We start from the raw sequence: 14455 nt of genomic DNA, 5'->3' as shown, positions 1-14455 counted from the left end.
CACTCAGATCGCCCGCGAGTAACGCGGTTGCTCGTGAGTGGCACGCAGGTACGGATCGAAGCACATCGCCAGCAACCGCAGCAGCGGTCGCCCCGGTTCGCTGGAACGCACCACACCATCGCGGTATTCGGCCAGGCCGTCTTCCTGCAGCCGCTGTACCGAATGCAGGTCCTCGGCAAAGTACTGTTCGAAATCCACGCCGTGGCGCTGACCCAGCTGCACGCCATCGACCTCGCCCTGGCACATCAACTGCTGGATCAGTTCCGCACGCAGCTGGTCGTCAGCGCTCAGCGCCACGCCGCGCCACACCGGCAGCTGCCCCTGGTCCACGGCATCCTCCCATGACGGCAGGTCGCGCGGATTCTGGCTGTAGGTGGCACCGATGTGGCTGATCGCACTCACGCCCAGGCCGAGCAGATCGGTATCGGCGTGGGTGGTATAGCCCATGAAATTGCGATGCAGCTGCCCGGCGCGTTGTGCGCGCGACAGATCTTCTTCCGGCAATGCGAAGTGATCCATGCCGATGTACTGGTAGCCGGCCGCAGAGAGCGTCTCCACCGCCAGACCCAGCAGCGCCAGTTTGTCCTCCGGCGAAGGCAAGCGGCTTTCGTCGATCTGCTTCTGCGCACGGAACAGATGCGGCAGATGCGCGTATCCGTACACCGCCAGGCGGTCCGGACGCAGCGCCAGCACCCTATCGAGGGTGCGGCCGAACCCCTCCAGGCTCTGCCCGGGCAGGCCGTAGATCAGGTCGACGTTGACCGAACGCATGCCGCTGTCGCGGCAGGCGCTCAGGATGTCCAGTGTCTGCTGCACGCCCTGGATGCGGTTGATCGATTCCTGCACCTGCGGGTCGAAATCCTGCACGCCCAGGCTGGCCCGGTTGAATCCCAGGCGCGCCAGCATGGCGACGTCGCGGGTGTCGATGAAGCGTGGATCGAGTTCGATCGAGAAATCGCGCTGCGGTGAATCGCTGAAATCGAAGCGCCGGCGCAGCCCTTCCACCAGCGTGGTCATCGCCTCGGCCTCGAGGAAATTCGGCGTGCCACCGCCCAGATGCAGCTGGATGACCTCACGGCCGTCCTCGAACTGCGGCGCCAGCAGGTCGGCCTCGGCCAGCACGCGCGACACATAGCTGTGGCCACGTCCGCGGTCGCGGGTGATCACCCGGTTGCAGCCACAGTAGAAGCAGGGGCTGGAACAGAACGGCACATGCACGTACAGCGACAGCGCGCGGGCCAGCTGGTTGCTGTCGGCGATCGCCTGGCGCAGCGCCGGCGCGCCGAAGCCATCGTGGAAATGGGGCGCGGTCGGATACGAGGTGTAGCGCGGCCCGGGCCGGTCGTGCCGGCGCAGCAGATCGGGGTCGAAGGTCCAGGCCAGGCCACCGGCAGCGGGAGAGAACGTGTCCATGCCCCCAGCATCGCGCCAGGCGGCCCATGCCGCCTTGACCCAGATCAATGCTTGCCGGCGATCCCCAGTACCGGCAGGCCGACCTGCGGCCAGCGCAGCATCTGGTAGCGCTTCCAGAAGGTGTCACCGATCCGCGCAGCCACGTCGTTGGCCAGTTCCTGCATCGGCGGGTTACCGCACTCGGCAGTGGTGGCCCGGAACAGCACCAGCCAGCGGTCGAACAGGTCCTTGTCCAGCTCGATGGCCATGTGCTTGGACATCGGCGAGCCCTTGAAGCGGCGGGTGCCGCGCAGCATCGCCGACCAGAAGTCGACCAGCTGCGCCAGGTGCCCGGGCCAGTCGTGCACGTGCGCCTCGAACACCGGTCCCAGCCGCTCTTCCGCTCGCACGCGGGCATAGAAATCGTGGACCAGTCGGGTCACTTCCTGCTCGGTGCACAACCCGGGCGAGGCGACGGGGAGGACAGGCGGCTGTGTTGCGTTCATCGGGGCATCCAAAGCTTGCAGGCAGGCTGCCGCACCCAGGCGGCAGCGCCGTTGATCCAGATCAATGTCGGCGCAATCCGCTGCGCCTAGGCTGGCACGCTTGCAGGAAGCATGCCCTGCGGATACGGCGCCGATCCTGGCGAAGTATACGCGCCGCCCACTTTTCGATCGGGGACAGCATGAACAGACCTTTTCCCAACCGCCGCCAGCGGCTGATCCAGCACTGGGGCGCGATCCTCTGGCCCAGCTTCATCGCCGCCGGCGTTGCCAGCGTGGTGTTCTTCGCCTTCGTCGATCCATTGCGCCTGCAGGCCATCAGTTTCCCGGGCACGGCCATCAGCCGCGAACTGGGCTATACGGCAGGATTCTTCATGTTCTGGTCGGTCACTGCACTGTCCAGCGCGGTCACCTGGTACCTGCAGCGGCCCCTGCCGGGCGATGACGACGAGGAGCTGCCGCTGGGATGAGCACGTCCTGCACCCGGGTACCCCGTCCCTGGCATTGGCGCGGCACGCTCAGCGCTGCCCTGCTGGTGGTGTTCTACGCACTGCCGTGGCTGCGCTGGGAAGGACGCCAGGCGCTGCTGCTGGACATCAGCGCGCGGCGATTCGACCTGTTTGGCTGGACCTTGTGGCCCGGCGACGTCGGCGCGCTGATCGGCCTGCTGGCGGTACTGGTAGTAAGCCTCGCGCTGCTGACCCACCTCGCCGGCCGCGTCTGGTGCGGCCACGCCTGCCCGCAGACGCTGTGGCGCCGTGCCTTCGACTGGATCGCCCGCAGCGCGGCGCGGGTACTGCCCGCACCTGCGGCAGGCCCAGCCACCCAGCTGGCCTGGGGCCTGCTGTCAGTGTGGACCGGCATCACCTTCGTCGGCCTGTTCAGCCCGATCAGCGGATTGCTGGCCGCCGCGCCAAGCGCTGGCTGGAGCGGCTGGGAAACGTTCTGGGTGCTGTTCTACGCCGCCGCCACCTGGGGAAACGCCGGGTTCCTGCGTGAGCAGGTGTGCCGTTCGCTGTGCCCGTTCGCACGCATGCAGCCGCTGCTGACCGATCCGCATACGCCGCGCATGCTGTACGACGCCCGCCGCGGTGAGCCGCGCGGGCCACGCCCGTCCGGTCTCGGCGGGGTGCTGGGCCGTGGCCGCGGCCTGCTCGACCCGACCACTGCGCAGGACTACGTATTCCGCGCTGCGCATCCGCTGCTGGCAGGACCGATGCCGACCTTCAGCGCCGACCGCCTGGGTGACTGCACCGATTGCGCAGCCTGCGTCCGTGCCTGCCCGATGCAACTGGACATCCGCCAGGGACCGCAGGCCGATTGCCTGGCCTGTGGCGCCTGCCTGGAGGCCTGCGCACAACAACAGCTCCGGGCCGGTTTCGGTCCTGGGCTGGTGCGCTACTGCAGTCCGCAGGCGATGGCCGGACAACCGAAGCGCCTGTGGCGACCCCGGACGTTGGCCCTGCTGTCCTTGTTGCTCGCGCTGCTTGCCTGCGGCGCCTGGCGCCTGCTCTGAATCAACGCGACGCGTTGGCGTGCGGCGGCACAAGCTGGGCGCGCCGGACGATGCCCAACTGTTCGATGATCAGCGCCATCTCGTTGGTGACTTCGGTACGCTCGGTCCCCTGTGGGACCAGGCGATCCAGCACCTGCTGGTAGGTATCCCAGAACGCCGGACCGCATCCGTGTTTGTGATAACTGGCTTCCAGTTCGCGGCGTACCCGTTCAGCCAAGCCATTCATGCCGTATTCCATACGACCTCCGTTGGACTTGTCCTGCATCGTTGACGGTCTACCGACTCACTTGCGTGCTACTGAAAGACTCCCAGGCTTCACGGCTGGTTGACTCCAATTAGTCACAGATTTCACGACAGGTCAATTACATGCAGCGACTTTCGTGATTGAAATTATTAATCGTTCACGAAACTACATACGGGGCCCTGGGGGTGCCGGATGGGGCGAAGCCGACAGGCGTCAGGAAGCACAGCACGACGTCCGCAGTAGGCGGCACTGATTATCAGCTTGGGATCGATTGAACTTGCCTATTTTGCTAAGTGTACTTAGCGCATCGGGCTAAGCAGGCTGGATGCGACAAAAGGCGGCGCAAATCAGATGGATTCGTCTGCCCGCGCTTCAGTTGTCGGAAAAAGGTTCGGGTAGCGCTGATGGAGGATGTACTGCCGCAATGGAGGAATGGGAAAGTCCCTCGGCCATTGCGACACTGCGGAACGGCTGATGCCAAAGAAGCGCGCCAGTTCCGCGTCGGTGCGGAATCCCAGCCGGGTTCGTACCTGCCGCTTGCTCCAGAATTCGGTCACGGTCGGTCCTTCTGTTAACCAGACTGATTCTTGCGGCAAGGCTTCTTCGCAATCCACGCGTTAAGCTGGCTTGCATAGATGAATACTCTCGGCCAACGACTCGCGGCAGCCATGAAGAAAGCCGGGCACCCACGCCCGGCCGATCTGGCACGCGCCGCCAAATCAACGACAGCAACCATCAGCAACTGGCTCAACGACCACGTGAGCGCCTCGCACGTAAAGGCCGAACAGCTGTTCCGCATCGCCGATGCGGCCAAGCTGGACGCACGCGAGCTGCTGTACGGGGTCAGCGGGCTTGGCGTCGGTGAGCCTGGCAATGCCTACATCCCCAGCCAGGCCCACCTGGATGTCTGGCAGGACGCCTACGAGCTGGTCAGCCATCTGGTGGCCGAGAACGGTCTGGAGATCGACCACCGGCGCCACGCGGCCTTGGATCTGCTCGCGTTTGAACTGCTGATGGACGGCTTCAGCCGCAGCAAGGTTGCCCGGGTTCTGACGACCTCGATGACGTAAATGCACCGCCGCTGGTAGCATGGGCCTCGATGGGGATGGGGCTCCCCCGATAACCGCCTGAGAAGGCTGATGGCTCCTGCCATGACGAACCCGGTGTTCGTCGACGGCGGGTCGTGCCTGCCCTCGGCGTTCGCCATTGACCCTGCGAACCCGTATTCGAGGCACCCCATGCACGCACTGAACGGCTATTTCCTGGTCTTCATCGGAGGCGGCATCGGTGCGTGCCTGCGCCACGCCTGCAATCTGCTCGGCGCGCGGGTAGTGGCCGGCAGTCCCTGGCCCTGGTCGACCTTCCTGATCAACATCAGCGGCGCGCTCCTGATGGGCGTCGTGGTCGAGGTCTTCGCGATGCGCAATGGCGCCTCGCCACAGCTGCGATTGTTGCTGGCCACCGGCATCCTCGGCGGCTACACCACGTTTTCCACCTATGCACTGGAGATCGGCCTGCTGCTGCAGCGCGGCCAACATGGGCTGGCGGCCCTGTATGCCGGCGGCTCGGTGGCACTGGGCCTGGCCGGCCTGTTCGGCGGCATGAAGCTGGCCCGGCTGCTGCTGGGCTGAGCGCTCAGGCCGCGCTGGCCCGGGTCTGCCCGCGCCATTCCCGCGGCGACAGCCCGGTATGCGCCTTGAACGCGCGCGACAGCGCGGCTTCGCTGCCATAACCCACGTCGTCGGCAATCCGTTTCAGCGGGCGCCCCTGACGCAGTGCCTGCTGCGCCAGGCCCACCCGCCAACCCTGCAGGTACTGCCCGGGCGTGGTACCCATCGCCTCGCGGAAACTGGCAGCAAACACGCTGCGTGACATGCCGGCAACCTCGGCCAGGTCTTCCAGGGTCCAGGACTGTGCGGGCGCCTCATGCATTGCTACCAGTGCCAGCCGCAGCCGTGGATGACCCAGCCCGGCAAACAGGCCACCACGCATCCCGCCCCCTTCCATCAGTTGACGCAGCACCTGGATCATCACTACCTCGAACAACCGGTTGACCATCACCGCACGTCCGCAGCGCTGCTCGAAGGCCTCCTCGAACAGCAGTTCCAGCGCTGCGTTGCCGCCATGGAGATCCGCCAGCGGCATGCAGATGAAATCGGGCAACGCGGCGCTGATCGGGTTGAGCCGACCGCCCTCGAAATGCAGGTTGGCGCAGGCCATGTCGGCGCCGTGCTGCGGATCAGTGCTGAAGCGATGCGGCATCGGTCGCGGGTACAGCAGCAGGCTGGGGACTTCGACCTGCACGGTCTGCCGGCCGTGGCTGACCTGCAACGGGCCGCGCCGCACCAGGTGCAGCTGCCCGGCCTCATTCTCCCCCTCCAGCATGTTGATACCGCACAGCGCACCGGCATGGAACACCGAGGCAGTGACCGCAAAGCGTTCAAGCAGAATGGCGAGACGGTCGACCATGACGGGACCCTGGGTAAAGTAGAAAGAGATCAAGGCGACACATCGTATCGGAATCCTCCCGTAGCGGACGTGATCGACTCGGGGAGCGCCCCCCGCCCTTCCTGCGGCAGTGCAGCGCGCGCAGGCTGCTGGCGGGGTCTAAGCTGACGCCATTCCCGGATGGAATGCCCGTGATGTGTCACTTGCTACGATGTGCCCTCACCCTCGCCCTGCTATTCCCCGCGACACAGGTGATGGCCGCACCCGCTGCATCACCGCGCACGTTCAGTGGCCAGTTGCAGAGGGCCCCGTGGCGCCTGGACGTGCCGGCTGACTGGAACGGTGACCTGGTGATGCTGGCGCACGGCTACGAGCCGGTAGGCATGCCACGTGCTACGCCAATGCCTGCCAATGACGGCACCGCGCCACTGCTGGCTGCAGGCTACGCCGTCGCGCAGAGCGCCTATGCCAGCCAGGGCTGGGCGGTGGCCGATGCGATCACCGACATGGAACGCCTGCGCCGGCATGCAGTGGCCGAACTCAAGCATGTGCGCCATATCTGGATGCTGGGATTTTCGATGGGCGGCGCCGTGACCCTCGCCAGCCTCGAGCGGTTCCCGCAACACTACGCCGGTGGTGTGTCGCTATGCGGCGCCAATCTCAGTGGCGAACAGATCGCGAGTGATCTGCTGACCACGCTGGTCGCTTTCGATTACTTCTTTGCCAAGGCCGAAGGCCTGCCGGGTGCGGGACTGCTCTCACCCGAAGCGGCTGCGCTGCCACAGGGCGAACTGTACCAAGGCATCTCCAATGCGCTGCAACGCAGCCCCTCGCATGCCGCGTTGCTGGCACAGCGGCTGCAGGTGTCCGCTGATGCACTGGCCGGCACGATCAGCCTGCATGCACTGGTCCTGCACGAACTGGCCACGCGCAGCGGCGGCATGCCGGTGGGCAACAGAGGCGTGACTTACAGCGGCTTCGGTGACGACATGGCGTTCAATGCCGGCGTGCGACGTGTCGATGCCGTGCCTGCCGCGCAGGCCGCTGTCCGCAGGGAGCTGGCATTGAGCGGTGCGTTGAGGCGACCGCTGGTGATCCAGTTCAACAACAACGACCCGACGATCGTGCCGCGCATGCAGACAGTGTATCCGCAGACGGCCGCACGGGCCGGCGCCCGTCCGCTGCCACAGGTGCTGCCGCCCGTTGGCGAAGGCCATTGTGGCTTCTCCGGAGCGCAGATCATCGAGGCGTTGAAGGCCGCGCAGCGTTGAACAATCGCGGCCCGCGCGCAGCTCAGCCGCCCAGCGTGCCCATCGTGAAGGTGTAGCCCGAGCTCATCAGGAATTCGCGCATGCGCATTTCCGCGCGCCGTGGTGAGGCCAGGTTGGCCGGCGCGTACAGGGCATACACCAGGCCCGACCCTTCAATATGCTCGCGGCGCACCCCGCAGCGGGCGGTTTCCGAGGCGATGACCCATCCGTCCTTCAGCCGATCAGGGCCAATGGATTGCCCGTTCTTCAAGCGGAAGGTCAACCAGCGCACATCTGCCGTGACTTTGCTCATTTCCGTTTCGCTCCGTGGCTGGAACGACGCGTGATGTCTGTGCTCGCCATTGCGGCTCCCTGAGACGTGGAACTCGACCATAGCGCCTTTCCATGTCGTGGCCGGCTGAGACTGGCGATCGGGACGTGGCGAACGGCTGCAGGTGAAGCAGCGCGGCGTCGGAAATGGCGGCGGCAGGGAGCATCCTGCCGGCGCAGTTCACAGGCAGGGAACCCGACTCACGCAGCGCGGTCGCTGCCCTGGTTCAAGGCGTGCAGCGCATCGGCCAGCGCCTGGATTTCGGCACGCAGGGCCAGCCGCTGCAACCACCGCCCGGGGATTCCGCGCGCGCCATGGAATGCGCCCGCCAGCTGCCCAGCGATGGCGGCCGTGGTGTCGGCATCCTCGCCAAGGTTGGCCGCCTCGAGTACGACGGCTTCAAAGGTATCGTGGCGATCAAAGCACCAGAGTGCAGCTTCCAGGCTGTCAACAACATAGCCATTGCCACGGATCTGCTCACGCGTCGCATCACGATAGCCGCCCGCTGCGATCTGCTGCAGCCGCGCGCTCTTGACGGGGACATTGCTGAGATCCAGCACCCCGTCGCGGGTGCTCCCTGCCAACGCCCGCTCCAGCGCGACCGCCAGCAAGCGGCACGCCTCCAGGCACTCCTGCGCAGCGTGCGTCGTCCGCGAACTCAGCTCGGCCATGGCCTGCAGATCGGGAGTCCCGGCGTAGCGCAATGCTACCGGCGCCAAACGCATGATCGAGCCATTGCCAGCACTGCGTGCGTCGTCACTCCCCGCCAGCGGATGGCCGTCCTGCAGGAACCGGTCGATCGCAGCTCGCGTTGCCATACCGATATCGAAGCATTCGCCGGTCGCACTCCAGTAACCGTGCCGGTACCAGTTGGCGTAGCGGTTCATCTGATCGCGGGGGTCGAAGGTGTCGCAGCGCGCCAGGCTCTCGGCCAGGCACATCGCCATGGAAGTATCGTCAGTCCATTGCCCCGGCTGCAGGTGGAACGGCCCACCACCCACCATGTCGGTAATCGGGGTGAAGCTGCCACGGGGCTTGAATTCCAGCGTGGTACCGACGGCATCGCCGCACGCCAGGCCGAGCAAAGCCCCGCGGAAATGATCAATCTGGTTCATCACGCGAGTGTAGCGCCACCGCATCCGCCATGACTGACCGCCAGGTCGGGTGGCGATCGCGCGAGCGGGGAATCGATCGCAGCCAAACAAAAAAGCCCTGACCGGAGTCAGGGCTTTTCAATTGGAGGCCTCAAGCGGAATCGAACCGCTGTAAACGGATTTGCAATCCGGTGCATAGCCACTCTGCCATGAGGCCAACGTACTTCACGCCAGGAACGTAGCCCTGACAAGACAAAACCCCAAGATGGGGCCTGTCGGAACATGGAGCGGGAAACGAGACTCGAACTCGCGACCTCAACCTTGGCAAGGTTGCGCTCTACCAACTGAGCTATTCCCGCGTAAGCCGACATGCTACCGGAAATCCGGAAAACACACCAGCGATTTCACCTTTCTGACTGCGCGTAAAGCCTTGTGGCCCAACGTGCCCCGCCTTGCCGTGGCGGGAGAAAAACAAGGCCCCTACCGGGGCCCTGTAGAATCTGGAGCGGGAAACGAGACTCGAACTCGCGACCTCAACCTTGGCAAGGTTGCGCTCTACCAACTGAGCTATTCCCGCAGATTCCGTTCGACCTGCGTCGAAGGAGCGCCATTGTGTCCAAATTCCTTCACGCCGTCAACAGTCTTCACATCATGCGGTCACGGGCGTCCGCGCTGGGGTACGCTGCCCCGCCCAAGCACGGACACCGCCGATGCCGAGACGCTACGTCCGCCTGTTCTGGTTGCTGGTCGCGCTGACCTGGCTGGCGCTGATCGCCGCGCTGGTCAATGCCGGTTTCACCCCGGACTACTGGCTGCTGCACCGACTGGAAGGCGCTGAGCTGCCCTACCCGACCAGCACCGTCATCCTGTTCGCGCTGCTGGGAACGGTTGAGCTGGTGGTGGCCGCGTTGATCGTGCGGCCTTGGAAACTGAAACGCCTGTGGCTGCGTCTGCTGATCGCCTTTGCCTTGCTGCTGGTGTGGTCGGTGCCGTGGATGCTGTCGGCGATGCACCAGCCGCCGGTACAAGGCATGCACCTGCTGTGGTTGCTGCTGCTGGACGTGGGATTGCTGCTGGCGCTGTGCGGGGTGTCGGCGGTGAGTGCGTGGCGGGCGTTCAGGCGTCCGCCACCACGCTAGGCCTACTTCCGGAACTCTACCCGCACATGCTGGCCGAAGCGTGCCTTGGCCTCGCCATCGAACTCCAGCACACACTCCACCACCTTGGCCACGCCACGCCCTGCATCTTCAGGCAGGCGTGCCTGCGCGAACACCGGGCTGATGCGTACCACGCGTGCGGTCGGCAGCGTGCCAGTGTTCTCGGCACCATCACTGTCCGGTACCACCGCCGCTTTCATGCCTACCTGCACCGCATCGGCGTAGGCGGCGCTCAGTTCGGCGCGCACCTGCAGCGGGCGCGCCGGCAGCAACGAGATCGCCGGCTTGCCCGCCTGCACGAAGGCACCGACGCCCGGCACCTGGCCGACCACGGTGCCGGCTTCCGGCGCGCTCAACGACATCTGCTGCAGTTTCAGCTTCGCGTGCTCCAGCTTGTGCTGCGCCATGTCGACCTGTGCACCGGCCACGTCGACATCGGCACGCACAGCAGCCAGCTGCTGTTTGGCCGCATCGGCCTGCTGGTTCGAGGACACGCCTTCGCTGGCGCCCGTGGACAGGCGAGTGGCGTTGCGCTCCAGTTCGCGCAGCTGCGCCTGGCTGCCCTTCAGGCGGTCATTGGCCAAGGCCAGATCGGCGCTGGCCATCGCCACCTCCTGCTGCAGCAGGGCACCATCCAGCGACAACAACAGCTGCCCCTTCTTCACCGTGGCGCCTTCCTTCACCGGTGCGGCGATGATCGAGCCATCCACCGGCGGTGCCAGCGCGACCAGGCCACCTTCGACGTCAATGATGCCCCGCGCCACGGCGACCTTGCCGGCGGCGGCAGTACCCTCCTTGCCTGAGGGGGCCGATGCAGCGGTGGGCGCTTCCCTGGAACAGGCGCCGAGCAGCAGTGCCGCGGACAGGGCCAGGCTGAGGGGAAGCAGATGCGACGTCTTGGTCATGGGGCGGACTCTACGGTTTCGTTCTGGCGGCGGTCATCACGGACCATGCCGTCTTCCATGGCGATCACCCGATCGGCATGCCGGATCAGGCGCGGATCGTGGCTCACGCACAGCACGGTGGCGCCATGCGCACGTGCGTAGCGATGCAGGATGTCGATCACGCGCTGGCCGTTCTCGGCATCCAGCGCGCTGGTGGGTTCGTCTGCGAAGATCAGGGTCGGCGACTTGGCAAACGCGCGGGCAACCGCCACGCGCTGTTTCTCGCCACCGGACAGCTGCGCCGGGCGCATGTGGCTTCGATGGCCGAGGCCGACTTCTTCCAGCGCCTTGCGGGCCAGCGGCTCGCTTTCGCGATTGCGCATGCCGCGGTAGCCCAGTGGCAGCTGCACCTGCTCCAACGCAGTCAGTGCCGGGAACAGGTTGAAGCCCTGGAACACGAAGCCGACATGGTGCAGGCGGAAACGCTCCACTTCACTGCGGGTCATGTGGCCCACGTCCTGGCCCAGCGCGTGCACGCGACCGCCATCGGGTGCGGACAGGCCGGACAGCAGCGACAGCAGCGTGCTCTTGCCGCAGCCGGACGGGCCGGATACCAGGGTCAGCTCGCCGGGATAGATGTCCAGCGACAGGCCACGCAGCACCGGCACCTGCACATCACCGGACATGAAGCCTTTTTCCAATGCTTCGGCCTGCAGGGTCGTGGCGATGACGCGTGTGGAAGTCATCGGCCGGTCCTCAACGCAGCAGCAACGATGGATCGGAGCGGACGACACTGCGCACCGCCATGATGCTGGAGAGCATGGCCATCACCGCGACCAGCGCCACGCAGCCGAGGATCACCATCGGCGTCAGCTGCACCGGCACGCGCTGGGTCTGCGCGATCAACAGCACCAACGTGCTGAACGCCGCCGCCAGCAGCATGCCCACGCCACCGATCAGCAATGCCTGCTCGAACACCACCCGTGCCAGCGCATAGCGGCCTGCACCGAGTGCATTGAGCGTGGCGTACTCGCGTACCGAGCCGGCCACCACCGAGGCGAACGACTGGTTGGTGATCACCGCACCGACGAAGCAGACGATGACGGCCATGAACAACACGGCGATCCCTGCGCCGGTATCGAACAGCCAATACTGCTGCGAACGGCTGGCGAACGCCGGCGCGGTCCAGAACTCGACCGGTGTGGCCTGGCCCATCGACGCGGCCAGGCGGTCACGCACGCGGTCGGCCAGGTCCGGCGAGCGCAAGCCCGCCACGAAATAGGTGCTTCCCTCGTGTGGGTCGGTGCCGGCGATGGCGCGCGCGGTGTCCAGCGAGGCCAGCACGTTGACACCACCAAGGCCCCGCAGGCCCGGTTGTGCAGCGACCACGCGCACCGCCTTGCCATTGATCCAGGCACGGTTGTTCTGCAGGTCCACGCCCAGCGTATCCAGATCAGCGCTGTCGACGATCACCGCACCCGGCTCGCGCAGCTGCGCGCGCAGGTTCGCCGGGAGGATGCGCGCGAACATCATCGCGTCGTCCCGGGTGGAGATGCCGGACAGGTACACCGACACATTGCCAGTGCCCTGCGCGCCGGACCGCCATTCGCCGTCGACCCACTCGTAGGGTTCGACGCGGGTGACATCCGGGTCCATGCGCAGGTGGCTTTCGACGTCGGCGCTGATCGCATGGCCGTAGTTGACGCTCTGGGTGCCGGGAAAACCGGCCCAGAGATCGGCCGAGGATGCCTTCACGTAGATCGCAGCGGTACCGAAGATGCCCAGCACCAGTGCGGCCTGCACGATCAACAGTACACCGGCGAAACACATCGCCAGCACCACCGGCAGGAACCGGCGCCACTCATAGGCCAGGGTCTTGCGGGCGAGTGCGATCATTGCGATCCACCCTCGCCCTCGGCAGGCAGCGGGGCGCCACCGAGGGCGCGGTACAGCGACGCAAAGGCCAGCACGCGCGCGCCCTGAGCACCGATCAGGTCGGCCTGCGAGGCCAATACGGCACGCTGCGTATCCAGCCCATCGAACTCGCTGGACAGGCCCAGCTGCACCTGCCGCGCCTGGCGCTTGACCTGCTGCCCGGCGGCATCGTTGGCCGCGCGCAGCGACTGGATGCTGCTGTCCTGCCGCGCCAGGCTGCCCAGTGCAGCTTCCACTTCGCTCACGCCTTCCAGCACCGCCTTGCGGTAGCCCAGCAAGGCGGCGTCCAGTTGCTTCTCATCGGCATGGAAGCGCGCTCGGCGCTGCCCCCAGTCCCACAGCGGAATATCAATGTACGGGCCGATCGACGGACTGGAGTCGGAATTGGAACGGGCGTTCTGGGTGAGGTTGTACGCGTACAGGATGGAGCCGCCAAGGCTGACCCGTGGATACATCGCTGCGCGCGCCGAACCCTTGCTGGCCGCGGCCTGCATCACCTCCGATTCGGCCAGCAGGATCTGCGGGCGGTGGCGCAGCAGATCCGCAGGGACCTGCTGCAGTGAGAATGCACCGAGCTTCGGCGGCGCGCGGTATGCACGCCAGGCGGGATCCGGCCCGTCACGCCCCAGCAGCAGCGCCAGCGCGCGGGCCGCGTTGTCCGCGTTTTCGCGGGCCTGCGCCGTCGCTGCTCGGGTCGCGGCCTGGCGCGCACGCAGGCGTTCCAGCTCGCCCGGCTCATCCAGGCGCAAGCGCAGGCGAACCAGTGCCAGTTGTTCGCCGCGATCATCCACGGCCTGCTGCCGGGCCAGCAGATCCTGCTGGGCCTGGGCCACGGTCAGGTCCAGATAACTGCGCACTACGTCGGCAATCACCGCCACCTGTGCGGCATTGCGCAGCGCCTCGGCATTGCCGGCCGAGGCCTGCGCGCTCAACTGCGCGCTCTCGGCGGCACCGAACAGGCCCAGGTCCCAGATCGCTTCGATACCGGCATGGAAATAAGTGTCGACCGCAGCAGCATCCTGCACCTGCTTGGCGCTGGCGGTGATTTCCGGCAGAAAGCGCGCGTTGGAGGCGCCGGCGACGATGCGCACCGCCTGCAGGCGCAACGTGGCCTGCTGCAGATCAAGGTTGCCGGCGATGGCCTGGTCGACCAGGCCGTCCAGCGCCGGGTCGGCCAGCATCTTCCACCACTGCCTGGCATCCACCGCTACGCCCTGGCCCTGCGGCACCTGGGTCCAGGTGCTGGGCGTGCGATCAGGCAGGTCCGGAGGCGGCACCGACATGCAACCTGCAAGCGCCAGGCTGGTCAGCAGCGCGCCCGGGCGCAGCACTGCCTGCAGGGAGAGTCCGCGCCCGGTCCTGGGCACTGCCACTGAAGTGATACGCCTGACCACCAGCCCGCCAACGTGTAGAAGGAGAATGAAGGCTACCGTGCGATTGTGGAGCGAACATGGAGAATTGGTCCGAAAACGGTCACCACACGCGTGCGGTTCAGGCAACGCTGCCCCAGTCTTTCACTGCGCTTTCAACGCGTTCCCGGTACAGAACACTGGATGCTTTTCACGGCGCATTGCACATTGCGACGTCTCCCCGGCTCGACGTACCACACGCGTGAACTTCCCCGCCGCTGGCAGCCAATCGCTTCGATCACGGCGGTGGCTGTCGGTGCATCGTGATCGCGCTGACCGCTCCACCGGCCTC

At 66.1% G+C, this 14455-nt stretch carries 17 protein-coding genes, 3 tRNA genes and 1 riboswitch; of the genes, 6 read left to right on the top strand and 14 right to left on the bottom strand.

Annotation, left to right across the window (positions count from 1 at the left end; translation table 11 throughout):
* Nucleotides 1-3 precede the first annotated feature (3 nt).
* Together hemN and AC5P6A_RS06190 are read right to left on the bottom strand one after the other, a co-directional pair.
* Nucleotides 4-1413 (bottom strand): oxygen-independent coproporphyrinogen III oxidase, encoded by a 1410-nt coding sequence (gene hemN, locus AC5P6A_RS06195; protein ID WP_019658967.1) that lies wholly within the window; start codon nucleotides 1411-1413, stop codon nucleotides 4-6.
* Nucleotides 1414-1457: 44 nt separating this feature from the next.
* On the bottom strand, nucleotides 1458-1898 hold the full coding sequence (locus AC5P6A_RS06190; protein ID WP_021204395.1) for a group III truncated hemoglobin: 441 nt from the start codon (nucleotides 1896-1898) through the stop codon (nucleotides 1458-1460).
* 179 nt (nucleotides 1899-2077) lie between these two features.
* Here AC5P6A_RS06190 and AC5P6A_RS06185 point away from each other — a divergent pair, with 179 nt between their 5' ends.
* Nucleotides 2078-2365 (top strand): hypothetical protein, encoded by a 288-nt coding sequence (locus AC5P6A_RS06185; RefSeq protein WP_019658969.1) that lies wholly within the window; start codon nucleotides 2078-2080, stop codon nucleotides 2363-2365.
* Nucleotides 2362-3411, top strand: coding sequence for a 4Fe-4S dicluster domain-containing protein (locus tag AC5P6A_RS06180; protein WP_058980163.1), 1050 nt, complete (start codon nucleotides 2362-2364; stop codon nucleotides 3409-3411). The genes AC5P6A_RS06185 and AC5P6A_RS06180 overlap by 4 nt, the downstream gene beginning before the upstream one ends.
* A 1-nt stretch (nucleotide 3412) precedes the next feature.
* Here AC5P6A_RS06180 and AC5P6A_RS06175 read toward each other — a convergent pair whose 3' ends face one another.
* Nucleotides 3413-3649 (bottom strand): hypothetical protein, encoded by a 237-nt coding sequence (locus AC5P6A_RS06175; protein ID WP_019658971.1) that lies wholly within the window; start codon nucleotides 3647-3649, stop codon nucleotides 3413-3415.
* Nucleotides 3650-4002: 353 nt separating this feature from the next.
* Nucleotides 4003-4212, bottom strand: coding sequence for a helix-turn-helix domain-containing protein (locus AC5P6A_RS06170; RefSeq protein WP_019658972.1), 210 nt, complete (start codon nucleotides 4210-4212; stop codon nucleotides 4003-4005).
* Between the two features lie 111 nt (nucleotides 4213-4323).
* On the opposite strand from AC5P6A_RS06170, the gene AC5P6A_RS06165 reads away from it, so the two are divergent.
* Together AC5P6A_RS06165 and crcB are read left to right on the top strand one after the other, a co-directional pair.
* A complete protein-coding gene (locus AC5P6A_RS06165) occupies nucleotides 4324-4725 on the top strand; it encodes an XRE family transcriptional regulator (protein WP_019658973.1) in 402 nt (133 codons plus the stop codon).
* A 22-nt stretch (nucleotides 4726-4747) separates the two neighbouring features.
* Nucleotides 4748-4811, top strand: a riboswitch (Fluoride riboswitch).
* A gap of 82 nt (nucleotides 4812-4893) precedes the next feature.
* Complete coding sequence (gene crcB / locus AC5P6A_RS06160; protein ID WP_021204393.1) at nucleotides 4894-5286, top strand: fluoride efflux transporter CrcB; 393 nt, start codon at nucleotides 4894-4896, stop codon at nucleotides 5284-5286.
* A 4-nt stretch (nucleotides 5287-5290) separates the two neighbouring features.
* On the opposite strand, the gene AC5P6A_RS06155 is transcribed toward crcB, so the two are convergent.
* Nucleotides 5291-6124: an AraC family transcriptional regulator gene (locus AC5P6A_RS06155; RefSeq protein WP_019658975.1), complete on the bottom strand. Its 834-nt coding sequence runs from the start codon at nucleotides 6122-6124 to the stop codon at nucleotides 5291-5293.
* A 173-nt stretch (nucleotides 6125-6297) separates the two neighbouring features.
* Here AC5P6A_RS06155 and AC5P6A_RS06150 point away from each other — a divergent pair, with 173 nt between their 5' ends.
* Nucleotides 6298-7374, top strand: coding sequence for an alpha/beta hydrolase (locus tag AC5P6A_RS06150; protein ID WP_164144434.1), 1077 nt, complete (start codon nucleotides 6298-6300; stop codon nucleotides 7372-7374).
* A 22-nt stretch (nucleotides 7375-7396) separates the two neighbouring features.
* Here AC5P6A_RS06150 and AC5P6A_RS06145 read toward each other — a convergent pair whose 3' ends face one another.
* The 5 genes from AC5P6A_RS06145 to AC5P6A_RS06125 form a co-directional block, all read right to left on the bottom strand.
* On the bottom strand, nucleotides 7397-7666 hold the full coding sequence (locus AC5P6A_RS06145; RefSeq protein WP_005415995.1) for a hypothetical protein: 270 nt from the start codon (nucleotides 7664-7666) through the stop codon (nucleotides 7397-7399).
* 218 nt (nucleotides 7667-7884) lie between these two features.
* Nucleotides 7885-8799, bottom strand: coding sequence for an ADP-ribosylglycohydrolase family protein (locus tag AC5P6A_RS06140; protein WP_180877548.1), 915 nt, complete (start codon nucleotides 8797-8799; stop codon nucleotides 7885-7887).
* Nucleotides 8800-8921: 122 nt separating this feature from the next.
* A tRNA-Cys gene (locus AC5P6A_RS06135) sits at nucleotides 8922-8995 on the bottom strand.
* A 66-nt stretch (nucleotides 8996-9061) separates the two neighbouring features.
* Nucleotides 9062-9137: transfer RNA gene (locus AC5P6A_RS06130), tRNA-Gly, on the bottom strand.
* Nucleotides 9138-9279: 142 nt separating this feature from the next.
* Nucleotides 9280-9355 (bottom strand) — tRNA-Gly (locus AC5P6A_RS06125).
* Between the two features lie 133 nt (nucleotides 9356-9488).
* Here AC5P6A_RS06125 and AC5P6A_RS06120 point away from each other — a divergent pair.
* On the top strand, nucleotides 9489-9917 hold the full coding sequence (locus tag AC5P6A_RS06120) for a hypothetical protein (protein WP_021202080.1): 429 nt from the start codon (nucleotides 9489-9491) through the stop codon (nucleotides 9915-9917).
* A gap of 2 nt (nucleotides 9918-9919) precedes the next feature.
* Here the strand turns inward: AC5P6A_RS06120 and AC5P6A_RS06115 are convergent, their stop codons facing one another.
* From AC5P6A_RS06115 to AC5P6A_RS06100, 4 genes are read right to left on the bottom strand one after another with little or no spacing between them, the layout of a single operon-like run.
* Nucleotides 9920-10840, bottom strand: coding sequence for an HlyD family secretion protein (locus AC5P6A_RS06115; RefSeq protein WP_180877543.1), 921 nt, complete (start codon nucleotides 10838-10840; stop codon nucleotides 9920-9922).
* On the bottom strand, nucleotides 10837-11565 hold the full coding sequence (locus AC5P6A_RS06110) for an ATP-binding cassette domain-containing protein (protein ID WP_180877542.1): 729 nt from the start codon (nucleotides 11563-11565) through the stop codon (nucleotides 10837-10839). The genes AC5P6A_RS06115 and AC5P6A_RS06110 overlap by 4 nt, the downstream gene beginning before the upstream one ends.
* A 10-nt stretch (nucleotides 11566-11575) precedes the next feature.
* Nucleotides 11576-12715, bottom strand: a complete 1140-nt coding sequence (locus AC5P6A_RS06105; protein WP_099495017.1) for an ABC transporter permease — start codon at nucleotides 12713-12715, stop codon at nucleotides 11576-11578.
* On the bottom strand, nucleotides 12712-14175 hold the full coding sequence (locus AC5P6A_RS06100; protein ID WP_180877547.1) for an efflux transporter outer membrane subunit: 1464 nt from the start codon (nucleotides 14173-14175) through the stop codon (nucleotides 12712-12714). Before AC5P6A_RS06100 ends, AC5P6A_RS06105 begins: the two co-directional genes overlap by 4 nt.
* Nucleotides 14176-14455: the final 280 nt, after the last annotated feature.

The organism is Stenotrophomonas sp. YJH_SMC_20, from assembly GCF_059367845.1.
This window is presented reverse-complemented; position numbering and strand designations above follow the sequence as displayed.